The organism is Pseudomonas sp. NPDC079086 (genome assembly GCF_044542155.1).
Taxonomy (GTDB): Bacteria; Pseudomonadota; Gammaproteobacteria; order Pseudomonadales; family Pseudomonadaceae; genus Aquipseudomonas.
Genome location: NZ_JBITTY010000002.1, coordinates 161533 through 180032, shown reverse-complemented (window position 1 = coordinate 180032; position 18500 = coordinate 161533). Strand labels below are relative to the sequence as shown.

General features: G+C 57.1%; 13 protein-coding genes and 3 tRNA genes. 7 read left to right on the top strand and 9 right to left on the bottom strand.

Annotation, left to right across the window (positions count from 1 at the left end; all coding sequences use genetic code 11):
- The first annotated feature begins 55 nt into the window (after window positions 1-55).
- The 6 genes from ACIGEK_RS10325 to fabI are packed head-to-tail and all read left to right on the top strand — an operon-like array spanning window position 56 to window position 8271.
- Window positions 56-1885 carry an extracellular solute-binding protein gene (locus tag ACIGEK_RS10325; RefSeq protein WP_397493991.1) on the top strand — a complete coding sequence of 610 codons (1830 nt, stop codon included), beginning with the start codon at window positions 56-58 and terminating at the stop codon, window positions 1883-1885.
- Entirely contained in the window at window positions 1882-3741 is a 1860-nt protein-coding gene (locus ACIGEK_RS10320; protein ID WP_397493245.1) for an extracellular solute-binding protein, read from the top strand. Before ACIGEK_RS10325 ends, ACIGEK_RS10320 begins: the two co-directional genes overlap by 4 nt.
- Window position 3742: 1 nt before the next feature.
- Window positions 3743-4816 (top strand): microcin C ABC transporter permease YejB, encoded by a 1074-nt coding sequence (locus tag ACIGEK_RS10315; RefSeq protein WP_397493244.1) that lies wholly within the window; start codon window positions 3743-3745, stop codon window positions 4814-4816.
- A gap of 1 nt (window position 4817) precedes the next feature.
- A complete protein-coding gene (locus ACIGEK_RS10310) occupies window positions 4818-5837 on the top strand; it encodes an ABC transporter permease (protein ID WP_397493243.1) in 1020 nt (339 codons plus the stop codon).
- A gap of 1 nt (window position 5838) precedes the next feature.
- Window positions 5839-7446 (top strand): ABC transporter ATP-binding protein, encoded by a 1608-nt coding sequence (locus ACIGEK_RS10305; RefSeq protein ID WP_397493241.1) that lies wholly within the window; start codon window positions 5839-5841, stop codon window positions 7444-7446.
- Window positions 7447-7476: 30 nt separating this feature from the next.
- Window positions 7477-8271: an enoyl-ACP reductase FabI gene (gene fabI / locus ACIGEK_RS10300; protein WP_274086671.1), complete on the top strand. Its 795-nt coding sequence runs from the start codon at window positions 7477-7479 to the stop codon at window positions 8269-8271.
- Window positions 8272-8413: 142 nt separating this feature from the next.
- Here the strand turns inward: fabI and ACIGEK_RS10295 are convergent, their stop codons facing one another.
- The 9 genes from ACIGEK_RS10295 to ACIGEK_RS10255 all read right to left on the bottom strand — a co-directional run bounded on the left by ACIGEK_RS10295 (window position 8414) and on the right by ACIGEK_RS10255 (window position 17345).
- Window positions 8414-10291 (bottom strand): SurA N-terminal domain-containing protein, encoded by a 1878-nt coding sequence (locus tag ACIGEK_RS10295; RefSeq protein ID WP_397493240.1) that lies wholly within the window; start codon window positions 10289-10291, stop codon window positions 8414-8416.
- 220 nt (window positions 10292-10511) lie between these two features.
- The gene (hupB, locus tag ACIGEK_RS10290; protein ID WP_010490206.1) at window positions 10512-10784 is read right to left on the bottom strand and encodes a nucleoid-associated protein HU-beta; all 273 of its coding nucleotides are present in this window, start codon (window positions 10782-10784) and stop codon (window positions 10512-10514) included.
- A 136-nt stretch (window positions 10785-10920) separates the two neighbouring features.
- The gene (gene lon, locus ACIGEK_RS10285) at window positions 10921-13314 is read right to left on the bottom strand and encodes an endopeptidase La (protein WP_304869314.1); all 2394 of its coding nucleotides are present in this window, start codon (window positions 13312-13314) and stop codon (window positions 10921-10923) included.
- A gap of 149 nt (window positions 13315-13463) precedes the next feature.
- On the bottom strand, window positions 13464-14744 hold the full coding sequence (gene clpX, locus ACIGEK_RS10280; protein ID WP_397493239.1) for an ATP-dependent Clp protease ATP-binding subunit ClpX: 1281 nt from the start codon (window positions 14742-14744) through the stop codon (window positions 13464-13466).
- A 112-nt stretch (window positions 14745-14856) separates the two neighbouring features.
- Window positions 14857-15492, bottom strand: a complete 636-nt coding sequence (gene clpP, locus ACIGEK_RS10275) for an ATP-dependent Clp endopeptidase proteolytic subunit ClpP (protein ID WP_090241800.1) — start codon at window positions 15490-15492, stop codon at window positions 14857-14859.
- A gap of 91 nt (window positions 15493-15583) precedes the next feature.
- Window positions 15584-16894: a trigger factor gene (tig, locus tag ACIGEK_RS10270; protein WP_397493238.1), complete on the bottom strand. Its 1311-nt coding sequence runs from the start codon at window positions 16892-16894 to the stop codon at window positions 15584-15586.
- 127 nt (window positions 16895-17021) lie between these two features.
- A tRNA-Leu gene (locus tag ACIGEK_RS10265) sits at window positions 17022-17106 on the bottom strand.
- A 52-nt stretch (window positions 17107-17158) separates the two neighbouring features.
- Window positions 17159-17234: transfer RNA gene (locus ACIGEK_RS10260), tRNA-His, on the bottom strand.
- A 34-nt stretch (window positions 17235-17268) separates the two neighbouring features.
- Window positions 17269-17345, bottom strand: a tRNA-Arg gene (locus ACIGEK_RS10255).
- A gap of 271 nt (window positions 17346-17616) precedes the next feature.
- Here ACIGEK_RS10255 and folD point away from each other — a divergent pair.
- Window positions 17617-18471, top strand: coding sequence for a bifunctional methylenetetrahydrofolate dehydrogenase/methenyltetrahydrofolate cyclohydrolase FolD (gene folD, locus ACIGEK_RS10250; protein ID WP_397493237.1), 855 nt, complete (start codon window positions 17617-17619; stop codon window positions 18469-18471).
- The last annotated feature ends 29 nt before the right edge of the window (window positions 18472-18500 follow it).

The window sequence follows — 18500 nt, the reverse complement described above, 5'->3', positions numbered from 1 at the left end:
GTTAATGTGCCTGACCAGCAGCCCACAAGACGCCACGGATCGGATATTTCACTTGATACGTCCCCTCCTCTCGCTACTTCTCTGCATGGCCATCAGTTCATCTGCCTGGGCCACTCTGTATAAAAGCCACGGTTACGCCCAGTTTGGCGAGCTGAAGTATCCCGCCAGCTTTACCCATTTCTCCTGGGTCAACCCGGAAGCCCCCAAAGGTGGCACGCTGCGGATGATGGCCAACGGCACCTTCGACACGCTCAACCCTTACACACTCAAGGGCAGCAGCCCGATCAGCACCGCCAACTTTCTGCAATACGGCGTCAACGAGCTGAATGCACCGCTGATGGTCGGCACTGGCGCCTATGACCCTTCCGGTGATGAGCCCGCTTCCAGCTACGGCCTGATCGCAGAGTCGGTGGAATACAGCGATGATCGCAGCTGGGTGGTGTTCAACCTGCGCCCCGGCGCGCGCTTTCACGACGGCAAGCCGATCACCGCCTACGACGTGGCATTTTCCTACCGTTTGCTGCTCAAGGAAGGTCATCCGCAATACCGCACCAACCTGCAAGAAGTAAAACGGGTCGACATCCTTAATCGCCACAGCATCCGCTTTGTTCTCAAACGCGCCGGCAACTCCCTGCTGATCCTGCGCCTTGGTGAATTACCAGTACTGCCACAGCACTACTGGAAAAACCGCGACTTCAAGGCCACCACCTATGAGCCGCCGCTGGGCAGCGGGCCCTACCGGATTACCCAGGTCAGCCCTGGGCGCAGCCTGCGCTTTGAGCGGGTCAAGGACTGGTGGGGCGCGAAGCTGCCAGTCAACCGTGGCAAATACAATTTCGACCGAGTCGACGTGGAGTTCTACCGCGACAGCCATGTAGCCTTCGAGGCATTCAAGGCCGGCGAATTCGACATTTATATCGAACAGCAGGCGAAGAACTGGGCCAACGGCTATCGCTTCCCGGCGTTAAGCCGTGGTGAAGTCGTCAAGGCGGAAATCCCGCACCAGATTCCAACCCAGACCCAGGCACTGTTTATGAACACCCGCCGCGCGGTGTTTGCCGACCGACAGGTGCGTGAAGCCCTGGGCCTGATGTTCGACTTCGAGTGGGCCAACCGCGCGCTGTTCAACAGTTCGTACACGCGCGCAAAAAGCTACTACCCCAACAGCGAGTTCTCCGCCCGCGGCAAACCGGAAGGTGCGGAATGGCTGTTGCTGTCGCCCTACCGCAAGCAGTTGCAGGCACAACTGTTCAGCGAGCCCTTCAGCATGCCGCAGACCGATGGCCGGGGTATCCCGCGGGAAACCTTGCGCCGCGCCCTCGGTCTATTGGCCGAAGCCGGTTGGAAGCCATCCGGCCAACACCTGCTCAATAGCGATGGGCAGCCGCTGCGTTTCGAGATTTTGCTGGTTAACCCGAACCTTGAACGAATCCTCCAGCCTTTTACCGAAAACCTCGCCAGCATTGGCATCCAGGCCAACCTGCGCACCGTCGACCGCGCCCAGTACAAGCAGCGCCTCGATCAATACGACTTCGACATGATTCTGCTCACACTGCCGCAAACCCTCAGCCCAGGGCTTGAACAATCGCAGTATTTCCACTCGTCCCAGGCCAAGATCAAAGGCGGCAGGAATTACGCAGGGGTTACCCACCCAGTGGTCGATGCAATGATCGAAAAATTGCTGTCGGCACAGAGCCGTGACGAGCAGATCGCCGCTACCCGCGCCCTCGACCGGGTACTGTTATGGCAGCACTACAGCATTCCGAACTGGTATATCGACTACCACCGCCTGGCTTACCGCAACCGATTTGCCTTCGTCACCACGCCGTCCTACACCCTGGGCCTGCGTACCTGGTGGCTGAAATCCATGGAGAACGCTGAATGACCCATGCATTGCGCGCCCTGTTTATCCACGTCAGTGGCATTGCCCTGCTTGGCGTTGCCAGTCTGGCCCTGGCCGCCCCCAAGCACGCACAAACCCTGTATGACGAACCACCCAAGTACCCGGCCAACTTCAAGCACTTCGACTACGTCAATCCGAATGCGCCCAAAGGCGGCAACTTGCGCCAAGCCGGGTTTGGTGGCTTCGATAGCCTCAACCCCTTCATTTCCAAGGGCGTATCTGAAGAAAATATAGGCATCATCTACGACAGCCTGACGCGCCCCAGCCTGGATGAACCCTTCACCGTTTACGGCCTGCTCGCAGAAAAAATCGAAAAAGCGCCGGACAACGCCTGGGTACGCTTCTACCTGCGCCCCGAGGCACGCTTCCACGACGGTCAGCCGGTGACGGCCGAAGACGTCAAATTCAGCTTCGATACGCTGATGAGCAAAGGCGCACCGATGTACCGCGGCTATTACGCCGATGTCGAAAAGGTCGAGGTCGAAAGCCCCAACAGTGTCCGTTTTGTTTTCAAGCAGGCTGGGAACCGTGAGCTGCCGCTGATCGTCGGCCAATTGCCGGTATTGCCAAAGCACTGGTGGGCCAAGCGTGACTTCAGTAAAGGCAGCCTCGATGTGCCGCTGGGCAGTGGGCCTTACAAGGTGGCGGACGTGCAGGCCGGCCGTTCGATTCGCTATGAGCGGGTCAAGGACTGGTGGGGCAAGGACTTGCCGGTCAATCGCGGCTTTTACAATTTCGACACCCTGGAAATCGACTACTACCGCGACAACACCGTCGCCCTTGAAGCACTCAAGGCTGGGCAATTCGACTATTGGCTGGAAACCAGCGCAAAGAACTGGGCCACCGCCTATAACACCGCCGCGGTGGCCAATGGGCAGCTTATCAAGGAAGAGATCGCCAATCGCAACCCCACCGGAATGCAGGGTTTTATCTTTAACACCCGCCGTCCGTTGTTCAGTGACCGCCGCGTGCGCGAAGCCCTGGGCCTGCTGTTCGATTACGAGTGGACCAATCGTCAACTGTTCAACGGCGCCTACACCCGCACCCGCAGTTATTTCGACAACTCCGAACTGGCCTCCATCGGCCTACCGTCCGCTGATGAGTTGAAGCTTCTGGAGCCACTTCGCACGCAGATTCCACCTCAGGTATTTACCGACGAATATCAGCCCTCGGTCACCGATGGCAGCGGCATCATTCGTGAGCAGCAGCGCCGCGCCTATCAATTGCTCCAGGAAGCCGGCTGGCGTGTCGATAGCGATAGCGATAGGATGCTGGATAACACCGGTAAACCGGTGACCATCGAATTTCTGCTGGCGCAAGCCGAATTCGAGCGAGTTCTACTACCGTTTAAACGCAACCTAGCCGACCTGGGCATTGAACTGGTGATCCGCCGCGTCGATGTATCCCAGTACGTCAATCGGGAGCGCTCGCGTGACTATGATCTGATTGTAAGAGGCTTTGGTCAGTCCAACTCACCCGGTAACGAGCAGCGCGAATACTGGCACTCCAGCAGCGCCGACAACCCCGGCAGCCGCAACTTTATCGGCCTGAAAGACCCGGCAGTGGACAGCCTGGTCGAGGGTCTGATCAACGCCGATTCGCGCCAGAGCCTGATCACCCACACCCGCGCCCTCGACCGCGTGCTGCTGTGGGGCCATTACGTGGTGCCCAACTGGCATATCAAGACCTGGCGCGTGGCCTACTGGAACCGTTTCGAGCACCCCAAAGTCAGCCCGAAATACGACTTAGGCCTCTACACCTGGTGGGCCCGCGCAAAATCACCTGAAGCGGCGGCCGACGAAGCTGCCGCGCAGAACACTGCCGACGTGGAGCAATAAGATGCTGGCGTATATCTTTCGTCGGTTGCTGCTGATCATCCCCACGCTGTTCGGCATTCTGCTGATCAACTTCATCATCATCCAGGCCGCCCCCGGTGGCCCAGTCGAGCAGATGATCGCCAAGCTCGAGGGCTTTGACGGCGCGACCAGCCGGATTGCCGGCGGTGGTGCTGAGGTGTCCGTGGCTGGCTCCAACTACCGCGGCGCTCAGGGCCTTGACCCCGAGCTGGTAGCGGAAATCGAGCGTATGTATGGCTTCGACAAATCCGCCCCGGAACGTTTCTGGCTGATGCTCAAGAGCTACGCACAACTGGATTTTGGCTCCAGCTTCTTTCGCGATGCCGAGGTTATCGACCTGATTATCGAGAAGATGCCGGTGTCGATTTCCCTGGGTTTGTGGAGCACGCTGATCATGTACCTGGTGTCGATCCCGCTGGGCATCGCCAAGGCCACCCGCCATGGCAGCGCCTTCGACGTCTGGACCAGCTCAATGATCATCGTCGGTTACGCCATCCCCGCCTTTCTCTTCGCCATCCTGTTGATCGTATTATTTGCCGGCGGCAGCTACTGGGACTGGTTCCCGCTGCGCGGGCTGACCTCGAACAACTTCGACGAACTGAGTTTTACCGGCAAGCTGCTCGACTATTTCTGGCACCTGGCGCTACCCGTTACCGCCCTGGTGATTGGTAACTTCGCCACCCTGACGCTGCTGACCAAGAACAGCTTTCTCGATGAGATCAACAAACAGTATGTGGTTACTGCCCGCGCCAAGGGCCTGAGCAATACCCGTGTGCTGTATGGCCATGTATTCAGCAACGCCATGCTGATCATCATCGCCGGCTTCCCTGCGGCTTTTATCGGCATCTTCTTTACCGGCTCCCTGCTGATCGAGGTGATCTTCTCCCTCGACGGCCTGGGACTGATGAGCTTCGAGGCCGCGATCAACCGCGATTACCCAGTGGTATTTGGCACCCTGTTTATCTTCACGTTGCTGGGCCTGGTGGTGAAATTGATCGGCGACATTACCTACACCCTGGTCGATCCGCGTATCGACTTCGAAAGCCGGGAGGGTTGAGATGAAACTGTCCCCAATCAATCAACGTCGCTTCCAGCTGTTCAAGGCCCACAAACGTGGCTGGTGGTCGCTGTGGGTATTTCTCGCGCTGTTCTTCGTTACCCTCGGCGCCGAGCTGATTGCCAACGACAAGCCGCTGGTGGTGAGTTACGACAACGAGTTGTATTTCCCGGTATTCAAGCGCTACCCGGAAACCACCTTCGGCGGCGAATTCCCACTGCAGGCCAACTACAAAAGCCCATATATCCAGGAGCTGTTCAAGGAGAAGGACGGTTGGATGATCTGGCCGCCGATCCGCTACAGCTACTCCAGCATCAACTACGACCTGCAGGTGCCCGCCCCGGCGCCACCGTCGGCTGAGAACCTGCTAGGCACCGATGACCAGGGCCGCGATGTACTGGCGCGAGTGATCTACGGTTTCCGCATCTCGGTGCTGTTCGCCCTGATCCTGACCCTGGCCAGCTCGGTAATCGGCGTGTTTGCCGGGGCCTTGCAGGGCTTCTATGGCGGCTGGGTCGACTTAGTCGGGCAGCGGTTTCTGGAAATCTGGTCGGGCCTGCCAGTGCTCTATCTGCTGATCATTCTGGCCAGCTTCGTGCAGCCGAACTTCTGGTGGCTGCTGGGCATCATGCTGCTGTTCTCCTGGATGAGTTTGGTTGATGTGGTGCGTGCCGAGTTCCTCCGTGGACGCAACCTGGAATACGTGCGCGCGGCCCGCGCCCTGGGCATGCAGAACGGCTCGATCATGTTCCGCCATATCCTGCCCAACGCGATGATTTCCACCATGACCTTTATGCCGTTCATCCTCACCGGCGCGATCGGCACCCTCACTGCGCTGGATTTCCTCGGCTTCGGCCTGCCGCCTGGCGCGCCGTCATTGGGCGAGCTGGTCGCCCAGGGCAAATCCAACCTGCAAGCACCCTGGCTGGGTATTAGCGCCTTTGCCGTCCTAGCTCTAATGCTGAGTTTGCTGGTGTTTATCGGCGAAGCCGCACGCGATGCCTTCGACCCGAGGAAATGACATGACCGACTCCAACACCCTTATCGAAGTCCGCGACCTGGCTGTCGAATTCGTCACCGGCAGCCTGAAACAACGCGTGCTGGAAGGCGTCAGCTTCGATATCAAGCGCGGCGAAACGCTGGCCTTGGTGGGCGAAAGCGGCTCGGGTAAATCGGTCACCGCGCACTCAATCCTGCGCCTGCTGCCCTACCCCCTGGCCCAGCACCCGAGCGGCAGCATTCACTACGCCGGGCAAGACCTGCTCAAACTGAACGAGAACAAGCTGCGCGGTATTCGTGGCAACCGCATCGCTATGGTCTTCCAGGAGCCCATGACCTCGCTCAACCCGCTGCACAGCATCGAAAAGCAGATCAACGAAGTACTCGCCCTGCACAAGGGCCTACGCGGCAAAGCTGCTACTGCGCGCACCCTAGAGCTACTAGAACTGGTTGGTATCCCTGAACCGCACAAGCGCCTCAAGGCTTACCCACATGAGCTGTCGGGCGGCCAACGCCAGCGCGTGGTGATCGCCATGGCCTTGGCTAACGAGCCAGAGCTGTTGATTGCCGACGAGCCAACCACTGCGCTGGACGTCACCGTACAGCTGAAGATCCTCGAACTGCTCAAGGACCTACAGGCACGCCTGGGCATGGCGATTCTCTTGATCAGCCACGACCTCAATCTGGTGCGGCGCATTGCCCATCGTGTGTGCGTGATGCAGCGCGGACATATCGTCGAGCAAGCCGAATGCGAAACGCTGTTTAAAGCGCCACAACACCCTTACACCCGTGAACTGCTGGGCGCAGAACCTACTGGCGGGCCGGTTGATCAACCACCCGGCAAACCCATGCTGGAAATCGATAACCTGCGCGTCTGGTTCCCTATCAAAAAAGGCCTACTGCGCCGTACCGTCGACCACGTCAAAGCCGTGGACGGCATCGATTTCAGCCTGCCGCAGGGGCATACCCTGGGCATCGTTGGCGAAAGCGGCTCGGGCAAATCCACCCTAGGCTTGGCGATTCTGCGTCTGCTCGGCAGCCAAGGCGGCATCCGCTTCCAGGGCCAGGCCATCGACAACCTGTCGCAAGAGGATGTCCGACCGCTACGCCGACAGATGCAGGTGGTCTTCCAGGACCCCTTCGGCAGCCTCAGCCCGCGTATGTCGGTGGGCCAGATTGTTGGCGAGGGTTTGCAGATCCACCGTATGGGCAGCGAGGCCGAGCAAGAACAGGCCATCATCGACGCACTGGTAGAGGTCGGCCTGGACCCGGAAACCCGCCACCGTTATCCCCATGAGTTCTCTGGCGGCCAGCGCCAACGTATCGCCATCGCCCGCGCACTGGTGCTGAAACCTGCACTGATCCTGCTCGATGAGCCGACTTCGGCCCTCGACCGTACCGTGCAGCGCCAGGTAGTCGAGCTGCTACGCTCGCTGCAGGCCAAATACAACCTGACCTACCTGTTTATCAGTCACGACCTGGCGGTAGTCAGGGCCTTGAGCCACCAGGTGATGGTGGTCAAACAGGGCAAAGTAGTCGAACAAGGCCCGGCGGCACGTGTCTTTGCCGCGCCACAGGACATCTATACACAGCAGTTGCTGGAAGCAGCCTTTATGGTCCCAGCTGGTTAATTCTTGTAGACAGGAAGAGGAACAACACCCATGGGTTTTCTAAGCGGCAAGCGCGTACTGATCGTTGGCGTCGCCAGCAAACTGTCCATCGCCTCCGGCATCGCGGCAGCCATGCACCGTGAAGGCGCCGAACTGGCTTTCACCTACCAGAACGAAAAACTCAAAGGCCGCGTCGAAGGCTTTGCCGCTGATTGGGGTTCGAACGCTGATCTGTGCTTCCCTTGCGACGTGGCCAACGATGAGGAAATCGCCTCGGTATTCGAGGCTCTGAGCAAGAAGTGGGATGGCCTGGATTGCATCGTTCACTCCGTTGGCTTCGCCCCGGGCGACCAGCTGGACGGCGACTTCACCGACGTCACCACACGCGAAGGCTTCCGTATCGCTCACGACATCAGCGCCTACAGCTTCGTTGCCCTGGCCAAAGCCGGCCGCGAAATGATGAAAGGCCGCAACGGCAGCCTGCTGACCCTGTCCTACCTGGGCGCCGAGCGCACCATGCCGAACTACAACGTCATGGGCATGGCCAAGGCCAGCCTGGAAGCCGGTGTACGTTACCTAGCCGGCAGCCTCGGCCCAGAAGGCACTCGCGTTAACGCTATCTCCGCAGGCCCAATCCGCACCCTGGCGGCTTCCGGGATCAAGAGCTTCCGCAAGATGCTCGCTGCCAACGAGAAGCAGACCCCGCTGCGCCGCAACGTGACCATCGATGAAGTCGGCAACGCCGGCGCATTCCTCTGCTCCGACCTGGCCTCAGGCGTCAGCGGCGAGATCATGTACGTCGACGGCGGCTTCAACACCACCGCCATGGGCGCCATGGAAGAGTAAGTCGTTAAATCGCAGCAATAAAAAAGGCCGCTTACTTAAGCGGCCTTTTTTATACGTTGCCATCCTTGGCAGTTACCCTAAGGGCCGTTGCTACGCGACGTTAACAGTGGCGTCCTGCCATTGCTTTGTTCAGTCACATCGATCAGAAGCGCTCGATATCCGCTGTATCTTCCAACTGCTTACGGAACGCGGCGAAGTCCTGCTGACCGACGCGCGAGGCGAGGAAGCGGCTGTACATGGCCTTGTCCTCCCCCGACAGCGTTTGCTCCGGCTGGCTCACGCCGTTGAGGCGGATGATCACGAAATCACCGTTGCTCAGGCTGATACCAGCGAAGGTCGGCTTGTCGGCCGCTTCAGGCTTGGGCATGCGGAACAGCGCCTGTAGCACCACCGGTTCAATACCTTCCTGGCTGCGAGTGGCCGCTTCGACCACATTCCAGCCCTGCTTGGCATCGGCCTGGGTCACCGGCGTCTGAACGTCACGCAGAGCAGCCAACTGCTCTTCAGCCTTAGCTTTCACCGCTTCGCTTGCACGGACTTTGGTCAGCTGGGCACGGATACTGTCGGCAACCTGCTCAAGCGGCAGCTGCTCAGGTTTGTTGTGCTCTTTAACGCGCACCACCACAACAGTGTTGGGGTCGAGTTCGATCACACTGCTGTTGCTGCCGTCTTCAAGCACTTCATCGCTGAATGCCGCTTGAATCACCTGACGATTAGCCGTGAGACCTTCAGTGCCACCCTGACGACCGAAGGCGTCAGTGGTCTTGACCTCAAGACCCAACTCCTGAGCAGGCTGGGCCAGATCAGACGCTTCAAACGCAGCGTCTTCGAGGTCTTTGGAGACTTCGACAAAGCGCTGCTCAACCTGACGCGCCTTAAGGTCGCGCTTCAGTTTCTCTTCCAGGCTGGCCAAGCTCGGTACTTCCGGCGCCTGAACGCCCAGGAGCTTGATCAGGTGCCAGCCGAACTCGCTGCGTACGGGAGCCGACACAGCATTTTCGTCCAGCGCATACAGCGCTTCTTCAAAGGCAGGGTCATACACACCCGGGCCGGCAAAGCCCAGATCACCGCCCTCACCTGCCGAACCCGAATCATCGGAAAATTCTTTGGCCAGCGCGGCGAAATCTTCGCCCTGCTCAAGACGCTTTTGCACCGCAACCAGCTTAGCCTGGGCTTGTTCGTCATTCAGCTTATCGTTGACCTCGACCAGAATATGCGCGGCACGACGCTGTTCGGCGAGGTTGGCGATTTCACTCTGATAAGCGCTTTGCAGCGCCTCATCGGTAACTTCAACCTGATCGAAGAAGACGTCTTTTTTCAGCTCAACGTATTCCAACACAACCTGCTCAGGGCTCATGAACTCGCTGGCCTGAGCCTCATAGTAGGCCTTGATGTCATCGTCACTGAGTGTGACGGCATCCAGATCAGCTTTGAGGGTCAAGGTAGCGAAGTCGCGAGTTTGCTTTTCCAGTGCGGCAAAGGCTTGCACTTGGGCATCGGTGACAAAACCGCTGTTTGCCAGGCCGGCGCGCAGCTGACCGATGAGCATTTCCTGCTCTAGCATCTGACGGAACTGCAAGCGGCTGTAACCCAGCTGACGGATAACTTGATCGAATCGCTCAGCATTGAACTGGCCATCGACAAGAAATTCAGGTGTTTTCAAGATCAGCTGATCAAGCGCTTGTTGCGAAAAAGCGAACTTGGCGTCTTTGGCGCTATCGAGCAGCAAGGTACGCTCAACCAGACCATTCAGGGCGGCTTCACGTAGCAGCTTCTCATCCAGCAAGGAGGCATCAAAATCGCGCCCCAACTGTTGCAGCAACTGACGACGCTGCATCTCGACAGCCTGGCTGAGCTCGGCGGAAGTGATCTTCTCGCCATTCACATCAGCGGCATTCTGGCTATTACTGGTGCTGGTAAAAATGGCATCAACACCCGTCAGCGCGAGCAGCGCGACAATGATGCCGATGATGGTTTTGGCAATCCAACCCTGTGAATTGTCCCTGATGTTTTGCAGCATGCGTCCCCCAGAACGACTGTAAAAATAAAGCAGTCGCGCAGTGTGGGTAAAATCCGGATAGAAGAAAGGCGCATCAGTGGATGCGCCTTCTCGTAACTGGCGAAGCGGATCGAACTCAAGCAGCTGATTCGTCGTGTTCAGCAAGTTATGACTGACTGAACATCCCGCCCCGCATCAGACCAGTCATTCAACTGATCTGCTGGGCAAAACCGAAAGAGGCTTAGTTGACAGCGTCTTTCAGAGCTTTACCGGCTTTGAAGCCTGGAATCTTGGCAGCAGCGATGCTGATCGGGTTACCAGTTTGTGGGTTACGGCCAGTGCGAGCAGCACGCTCTTTAACAGCGAAAGTGCCGAAGCCAACCAGTACTACGGAGTCACCAGCCTTCAGAGCGCCAGTAACGGATTCAATTACTGCGTCCAGCGCACGGCCGGCAACAGCTTTTGGGATATCAGCAGATGCAGCGATGGCATCGATCAGTTCCGACTTGTTCACTCTTAAGTCCCCTTAATTTCTATTGAGTTTATTTCTTGCTTTTAAATGTAAGCGAAGCTGGTGCGGAGAGCCTGCTGACACGATAAGAGCCGCTTTATAACAAGGGCTCTAAAAATGTGTCAAGAAACCCCTCCGGCTAATGCGTGCTAATTCGCTCCTTGGAATCAGTCTCGCGCTTTTCATCCTTTGCAACCATGGGAGCCGCATCAGGCAAGGGCTCCGGGGCGTATTGCAGCGCAATTTGCAGGACCTCGTCAATCCATTTAACCGGTTTAATCTGCAGGTCTTGCTTAATATTCTCCGGAATCTCTTTCAAATCGCGCACATTCTCTTCTGGAATGATCACCGTCTTGATTCCACCACGGTGAGCAGCCAGCAGTTTTTCTTTCAAACCACCGATGGCCAATACCTGACCACGCAGGGTAATTTCACCGGTCATTGCCACGTCCGCACGTACAGGGATCTGCGTCAGGGCTGAAACCAGCGCCGTACACATACCAACGCCTGCGCTGGGGCCGTCTTTGGGCGTAGCCCCCTCCGGCATATGGATATGGATGTCCTGCTTCTCATAGAAGTCCACAGGCACGCCCAGACTCTTAGCCCGACTGCGCACAACTGTCTGCGCAGCGGTGATGGACTCCAGCATCACATCGCCGAGCGAACCAGTTTTGATCAACTGGCCTTTGCCAGGCACTACCACCGCTTCGATGGTCAGCAACTCACCACCAACCTGAGTCCAGGCAAGGCCCGTAACCTGGCCGATTTGATCCTGCTGCTCGGCCAAACCATAGCGGTGCTTGCGCACGCCGAGGAAATGTTCGAGCGAATCAGCCGTGACAGTGACCTGGAAACGCTTCTCGGTGGAATGTTCCTTAACCACCTTGCGGCACACCTTGGCAATCTGTCGCTCCAATCCGCGCACCCCAGCTTCGCGGGTGTAGTAGCGAATGATGTCGCGGATCGCTGCGTCCTCAAAAACCAGCTCGACCTTTTTCAGACCGTTGGCCTGAACCTGCTTGGGCGCGAGGTATTTGATCGCGATATTGATCTTCTCGGCTTCGGTGTAACCCGGTAGACGAATCACTTCCATACGGTCCAGCAACGGACCTGGGATGTTCATCGAGTTAGCGGTGCAGAGGAACATCACATCGGACAGATCGTAGTCGACTTCCAGGTAGTGATCGTTGAAGTTGTGGTTCTGCTCTGGGTCCAGCACCTCGAGCAACGCAGAGGCAGGATCGCCGCGCATGTCCTGGCCCATTTTGTCGATTTCGTCGAGCAGGAATAGCGGATTACGCACGCCAACCTTGGTCATCTTCTGAATCAGACGGCCCGGCATAGAGCCGATATAAGTGCGGCGGTGGCCACGAATCTCTGCTTCATCACGCACGCCGCCAAGTGCCATGCGCACGAACTTGCGGTTGGTGGCACTGGCAATCGACTCGGCCAGCGAGGTTTTACCCACGCCAGGCGGACCGACCAAGCAAAGCACCGGACCTTTGATTTTTTTCACACGTTTTTGCACAGCGAGGTATTCAAGGATGCGCTCCTTGACCTCATCCAAGCCGTAGTGATCGGCATCCAGGATGGCTTCGGCACGCGCCAGATCCAGGCGCACCTTGCTCTGCGCCTTCCATGGCACATTGACCAGCCAATCGATGTAGGAGCGCACCACGGTGGCTTCAGCCGACATCGGCGACATCTGCTTGAGCTTGTTCAGCTCGGCATTGGCTTTGGTATGCGCCTCGGCCGTCAGGCCAGCATTTTCGATGCGCTTTTTCAGCTCATCAAGTTCGTTATGGCCCTCTTCGCTGTCGCCAAGCTCTTTCTGAATGGCCTTCATCTGCTCATTCAGATAGTACTCGCGCTGACTGCGCTCCATTTGTTTCTTGACCCGGCCGCGGATGCGCTTCTCGACCTGCAGCAGGTCGATTTCCGCATCGAGCAGCGCCAGGACATGCTCAACCCGCGCAGCCAGATCGGTGATTTCCAGAATTTCCTGCTTCTGCTCGATCTTCAGCACCATATGCGCAGCCATGGTATCGACCAAACGGCTCGGCTCATCAATGCCATTGAGTGACGCCAATACTTCGGCAGGCACCTTTTTGCCGAGCTGCACGTACTGTTCAAACTGGCTGAGTAGGCTGCGAGTGAAGACCTCGGACTCACGCTCGGCGGCATCAACCTCGTCAATCAGTTGCACTTCAGCCCGGCAATGACCGTCGACTTCGATAAAACGCTCAATTTCGCCGCGCTGCTCGCCTTCGACCAGCACCTTGACGGTGCCGTCGGGCAGTTTCAGCAACTGCAACACAGTGGCCACGGTACCGACGCGATAGAGACCAGCCTCATCGGGGTCGTCGTCAGCAGGATTTCTCTGAGCAAGGAGCAGAATCTGCTTCTCGCCCGTCATCGCAGCCTCAAGGGCTTCAATGGATTTTTCACGCCCGACGAATAACGGAATGACCATGTGCGGATAGACCACAACATCGCGCAACGGCAGGAGAGGCAATTCGATGGTTGTCTTCATGATTTCGGCTCTACGGCGGCCATACGGCCGTAAACAGATGGGATGACCCTTAGCCCTAAGATGGGGGCAGCCCAAACAAAAAACAAGCGCTGGCGCAGCAAAAGCAAAGGGGCCCGCAGGCCCCTTGCTTTCAACATGTTACAACGCTGTTACGCGTCAGGCGCAGCCTTGGCTGGCAGCTCGTTATTCTCATAAATAAGCAACGGCTTGGAGGTGCCATCGATAACACTTTCATCGATAACCACCTTACTGACGTCGGACTGCGACGGAATCTCGTACATGGTATCGAGCAGGACACCTTCGAGAATTGAACGCAGGCCGCGGGCACCGGTTTTACGCTCAAGCGCCTTGTGGGCAACTGACTTCAGCGCATCAGGACGGAATTCCAGCTCTACACCTTCCATCTCGAACAGCTTGCCATATTGCTTGGTCAAAGCGTTCTTCGGCTCGGTCAGAATCTGCACCAAAGCCGCTTCATCGAGCTCATCCAGTGTTGCGATAACCGGCAAACGACCAACGAACTCAGGAATCAGGCCAAATTTGACCAGATCATCAGGTTCAACAGCGCGCAGTGACTCGCCAACTTTTTTGCCCTCTTCCTTGCTGCGAACCTCGGCATTGAAACCGATTCCGCCCTTGGTCGAACGGCCCTGAATAACCTTCTCCAGCCCTGAAAAAGCACCACCACAGATAAACAGAATATTGCGCGTATCAACCTGTAGAAATTCCTGCTGTGGATGCTTACGACCACCTTGCGGAGGCACAGATGCCACAGTCCCTTCAATCAGCTTGAGCAGCGCTTGCTGTACACCCTCACCCGATACATCGCGGGTAATCGATGGGTTGTCGGACTTGCGCGAAATCTTGTCAATTTCATCGATATAGACAATACCCATCTGGGCTTTTTCTACATCGTAGTCGCACTTCTGCAACAGCTTCTGAATGATGTTCTCGACGTCTTCCCCCACATAACCGGCTTCGGTCAGGGTGGTGGCGTCAGCGATGGTGAAGGGCACGTTGAGCAAACGAGCCAGCGTTTCAGCCAACAGCGTTTTACCCGAGCCAGTCGGACCAATGAGTAGAATGTTGCTCTTACCTAACTCAATGTCATCTTTCTTGTCGCGCTGGTTTAGGCGCTTGTAGTGGTTATAAACCGCTACAGCCAAAATTTTCTTCGCACGCTCCTGACCAATCACGTACTGGTCAAGGATGCCGCTGATTTCCTTGGGGGCAGGCAGTTTATGCGCACTGCTCTCGGCCTGGGCCTCCTGCACCTCCTCGCGGATGATGTCGTTGCACAGGTCTACGCACTCGTCGCAGATGAAGACCGAGGGGCCGGCAATTAATTTGCGCACTTCATGCTGGCTTTTGCCGCAGAAGGAGCAATAAAGCAACTTGCCGTTGTCCTCGCCGTTGCGGGTGTCAGTCATTCGTTCGATCCAAATCCGATAGGCTTGCAACACAAGATGAAGGCTTATGCGGGCTTTTTCAAGCCCGCCGGAGGCCGGACACGCCGACCTGCCCTATTTTGAGCTGCTTATATTAAGCGGGGCGCTTTTCAATCACTGCGTCGATCAACCCATACTCACGAGCGGCTTCGGCGCTCATGAAGTTATCACGATTGGTATCGCGCTCGATTTCTTCCAGGGTGTGCCCACTGTGCTTGGCCATCAGCGTGTTGAGGCGCTCGCGGATAAACAGGATTTCCTTGGCGTGGATCTCGATGTCCGACGCCTGACCCTGGAAACCGCCCAGAGGTTGGTGAATCATCACGCGCGAGTTCGGCAGGCAGTAACGCTTGCCCTCGGCGCCAGCGGTCAGCAGGAATGCGCCCATGCTGCATGCCTGACCAATACAGGTGGTCGACACGTTAGGCTTGATGAACTGCATGGTGTCGTAGATCGACATACCCGCCGTCACCGAACCGCCTGGGGAGTTGATGTAAAGGTGGATGTCCTTGTCCGGATTTTCCGCTTCAAGGAACAGCAGTTGCGCACAGATCAGGTTGGCCATGTAGTCTTCTACAGGGCCTACAAGAAAGATCACTCGCTCCTTGAGCAGGCGCGAATAGATGTCATAGGCGCGCTCACCGCGAGCCGACTGCTCGACAACCATGGGTACCAGGCCGCCAGCGGCTTGGATATCAGGCATTTGCTGCATAAAAGGATTGCGGGACATGCTTGCACTCGCTCCCTAAATAGTCATGTCACAAATACGCATAAGCCAGCACGACGGCTGGCTTATGACGCATTCGAACGAGGTAAAGAAATCAGGCGGCTTGTGGTGCTTCTACCGGCTTGACTGCTTCTTCGTACGAGACCGCTTTATCGGTCACGTTGGCCTTCTGCAAAACAGTATCTACAACTTGCTCTTCCAGTACAACCGAACGCACTTCGTTCATTTGCTGGTCGTTTTTGTAGTACCAGGCCACAACCTGCTCAGGCTCTTGGTAAGCCGAAGCCATTTCCTGAATCATTTCGCGAACACGGGCGTCATCCGGCTTCAGCTCGCACTGCTTGACCACTTCAGCCACAACCAGACCCAACACAACGCGGCGCTTGGCTTGCTCTTCGAACAGCTCAGCTGGCAGCTGATCAGGCTTGAGGTTGCCACCGAACTGCTGAACGGCCTGCACACGCAGACGGTCCACTTCGTTGCTGATCAGCGCCTTCGGCACTTCGATCGGGTTGGCAGCCAGCAGACCGTCCATCACCTGGTTTTTAATCTTGGATTTGATGGCCTGGCGCAGCTCGCGCTCCATGTTCTTGCGCACTTCGGTGCGGAAGCCTTCCAGGCCACCTTCTTTTACGCCAAACAGGGCAAAGAAGTCATCATTCAGCTCAGGCAGCTGAGGTGCCGCGATGCTGTTGACGGTGACGGTGAACTCGGCAGTTTTGCCAGCCAGATCGAGGTTCTGATAATCAGCCGGGAAAGTCGGGTTGATTACGCGCTCTTCGCCAGCTTTGGCGCCTACCAGTGCATCTTCAAAGCCTGGGATCATGCGGCCAGAGCCGAGAACCAGCTGAGTACCCTTAGCCGAACCGCCCGCAAAGGCTTCGCCATCGATCTTGCCAACGAAGTCGATGTTCAGTTGGTCGCCATTCTCAGCAGCGCGCTCGGCAGCTTCGAAGCGGGTGTTCTGCTTGCGCAGGATTTCCAGCATGTTGTCGACGTCAGCATCAGCCACGTCAGCCTGCAGGCGCTCGATGGCAATGGATTCGAAGCCGCCAACGGTGAATTCAGGGAATACTTCGAAGGTCGCAACGTATTCCAGATCCTTGCCTTTCTCAAACGACTTCGGCTCAACGGCCGGAGCGCCAGCTGGATTGAGCTTCTGCTCAACAACGGCTTCGTAGAAAGTGGATTGGATCAGATCACCCAGAGCTTCCTGACGAGCAGCATCTTCATAACGCTGACGGATCACACTCATTGGCACTTTGCCAGGGCGGAAACCAGGAACTTTGGCACGGCGGGCAGTCTGCTGCAGACGCTTGTTGACTTCAGTTTCGATGCGCTCAACAGAGACACCAACGGTCATGCGGCGCTCGAGAGCAGAAGTGTTTTCAACAGAAACTTGCATGGATAATCCTCGTTGCACACATAAGCCGGCCGTTTACCGGGCCCTAATTAAGGGCATGCATTCTAGAGGGTCGATTTGCAGAAGTCACCCTAGATGCAGGCGGCAAACGGGAGGGAGTTCTAAAAGATGGTGCGGACGGAGAGACTCGAACTCTCACGCCTTGCGGCGCTGGAACCTAAATCCAGTGTGTCTACCAATTCCACCACGTCCGCGTGGTAAAGCCTTATACAAAAACGCCAGGATTTAACCTGGCGCCTTGGAATATGGGGTGGACGATGGGGATCGAACCCACGACAACAGGAGTCACAATCCTGCGCTCTACCAACTGAGCTACGCCCACCATATTGCATTTTGCTTGAGCCAAGACCGCCAAATGGCGCACCCGGCAGGACTCGAACCTGCGACCATCCGCTTAGAAGGCGGATGCTCTATCCAGCTGAGCTACGGGCGCCTATCGATCTGCTAATGCAGACTTAAAGCTTTCGGCTTCGGAAAAAACTTTGCAGCTTCGACCTTTGCCGTCTTACCCAGCGACTGGCTGTGCTCGACAAGCGGGGCGAATGTTATAGAGCCGGTTTCAGGTCGTCAACAGGAAAAGTTAAAAAAATTCAGCCATTTAAAGGAGTTACGCGAAAACCGCGGCGTGCGCCTTTGCCCCACAGCATGGTCATGCGAGAATGCGCGTCCTTTTTCCATCCTTTCTTTATGGTTAACTAAGCGCAATGACCGCACAACTGATCGATGGCAAAGCAATTGCCGCCAGCCTGCGCCAGCAGATCGCCCAACGTGTCGCCGAACGACGCCAGCAAGGCCTGCGCGCACCCGGGCTGGCAGTGATTCTCGTCGGTAGCGACCCTGCGTCTCAGGTCTACGTTTCGCACAAACGCAAAGACTGCGAAGAAGTTGGCTTCGTCTCACAAGCCTATGACCTGCCAGCCACTACTGGGCAGGACGAGCTGATGGCATTGATCGACCGCCTGAATGACGAGCCGAGCATCGACGGCATTCTGGTACAACTGCCGCTGCCGGAACATCTTGACGCTTCTTTATTGCTAGAGCGCATCCGCCCGGATAAAGACGTTGATGGCTTCCACCCCTACAACATCGGCCGCCTGGCCCAGCGCATGCCATTGCTGCGCCCCTGCACTCCGAAAGGCATCATGACCCTGCTGCAAAGCACGGGCGTTGACCTGTATGGCATGCACGCAGTGGTGGTAGGCGCGTCGAATATCGTCGGCCGACCGATGGCAATGGAGCTGCTGCTGGCCGGCTGCACCGTTACTGTCACCCACCGTTTTACCAAAGATCTACCGATGCATGTCGGCCAGGCCGATATCGTCGTAGTCGCGGCAGGCAAGCCTGGCCTGGTGCATGGCGAGTGGGTCAAGCCCGGCGCCATCGTCATTGACGTTGGCATCAACCGCCAGGTCGACGGTAAATTGATTGGTGACGTGGTGTATGAAACTGCCCTGCCCCGAGCAGGCTGGATTACCCCAGTGCCAGGCGGCGTTGGCCCGATGACCCGCGCCTGCCTGCTGGAAAACACCCTGCATGCCGCCGAGCACCTGCACGACTGAGTGCAGCGCTGACAGAAATAAAAAACGGC

Bases quoted from the DNA above. Each gene is read 5' to 3' on its own strand.
- ACIGEK_RS10320 (WP_397493245.1), top strand. From the start codon at position 1,882: ATGACCCATGCATTGCGCGCCCTGTTTATCCACGTCAGTGGCATTGCC.
- ACIGEK_RS10315 (WP_397493244.1), top strand. From the start codon at position 3,743: ATGCTGGCGTATATCTTTCGTCGGTTGCTGCTGATCATCCCCACGCTG.
- ACIGEK_RS10310 (WP_397493243.1), top strand. From the start codon at position 4,818: ATGAAACTGTCCCCAATCAATCAACGTCGCTTCCAGCTGTTCAAGGCC.
- ACIGEK_RS10305 (WP_397493241.1), top strand. From the start codon at position 5,839: ATGACCGACTCCAACACCCTTATCGAAGTCCGCGACCTGGCTGTCGAA.
- fabI (WP_274086671.1), top strand. From the start codon at position 7,477: ATGGGTTTTCTAAGCGGCAAGCGCGTACTGATCGTTGGCGTCGCCAGC.
- ACIGEK_RS10295 (WP_397493240.1), bottom strand. From the start codon at position 10,291: ATGCTGCAAAACATCAGGGACAATTCACAGGGTTGGATTGCCAAAACC.
- lon (WP_304869314.1), bottom strand. From the start codon at position 13,314: ATGAAGACAACCATCGAATTGCCTCTCCTGCCGTTGCGCGATGTTGTG.
- clpX (WP_397493239.1), bottom strand. From the start codon at position 14,744: ATGACTGACACCCGCAACGGCGAGGACAACGGCAAGTTGCTTTATTGC.
- clpP (WP_090241800.1), bottom strand. From the start codon at position 15,492: ATGTCCCGCAATCCTTTTATGCAGCAAATGCCTGATATCCAAGCCGCT.
- tig (WP_397493238.1), bottom strand. From the start codon at position 16,894: ATGCAAGTTTCTGTTGAAAACACTTCTGCTCTCGAGCGCCGCATGACC.
- folD (WP_397493237.1), top strand. From the start codon at position 17,617: ATGACCGCACAACTGATCGATGGCAAAGCAATTGCCGCCAGCCTGCGC.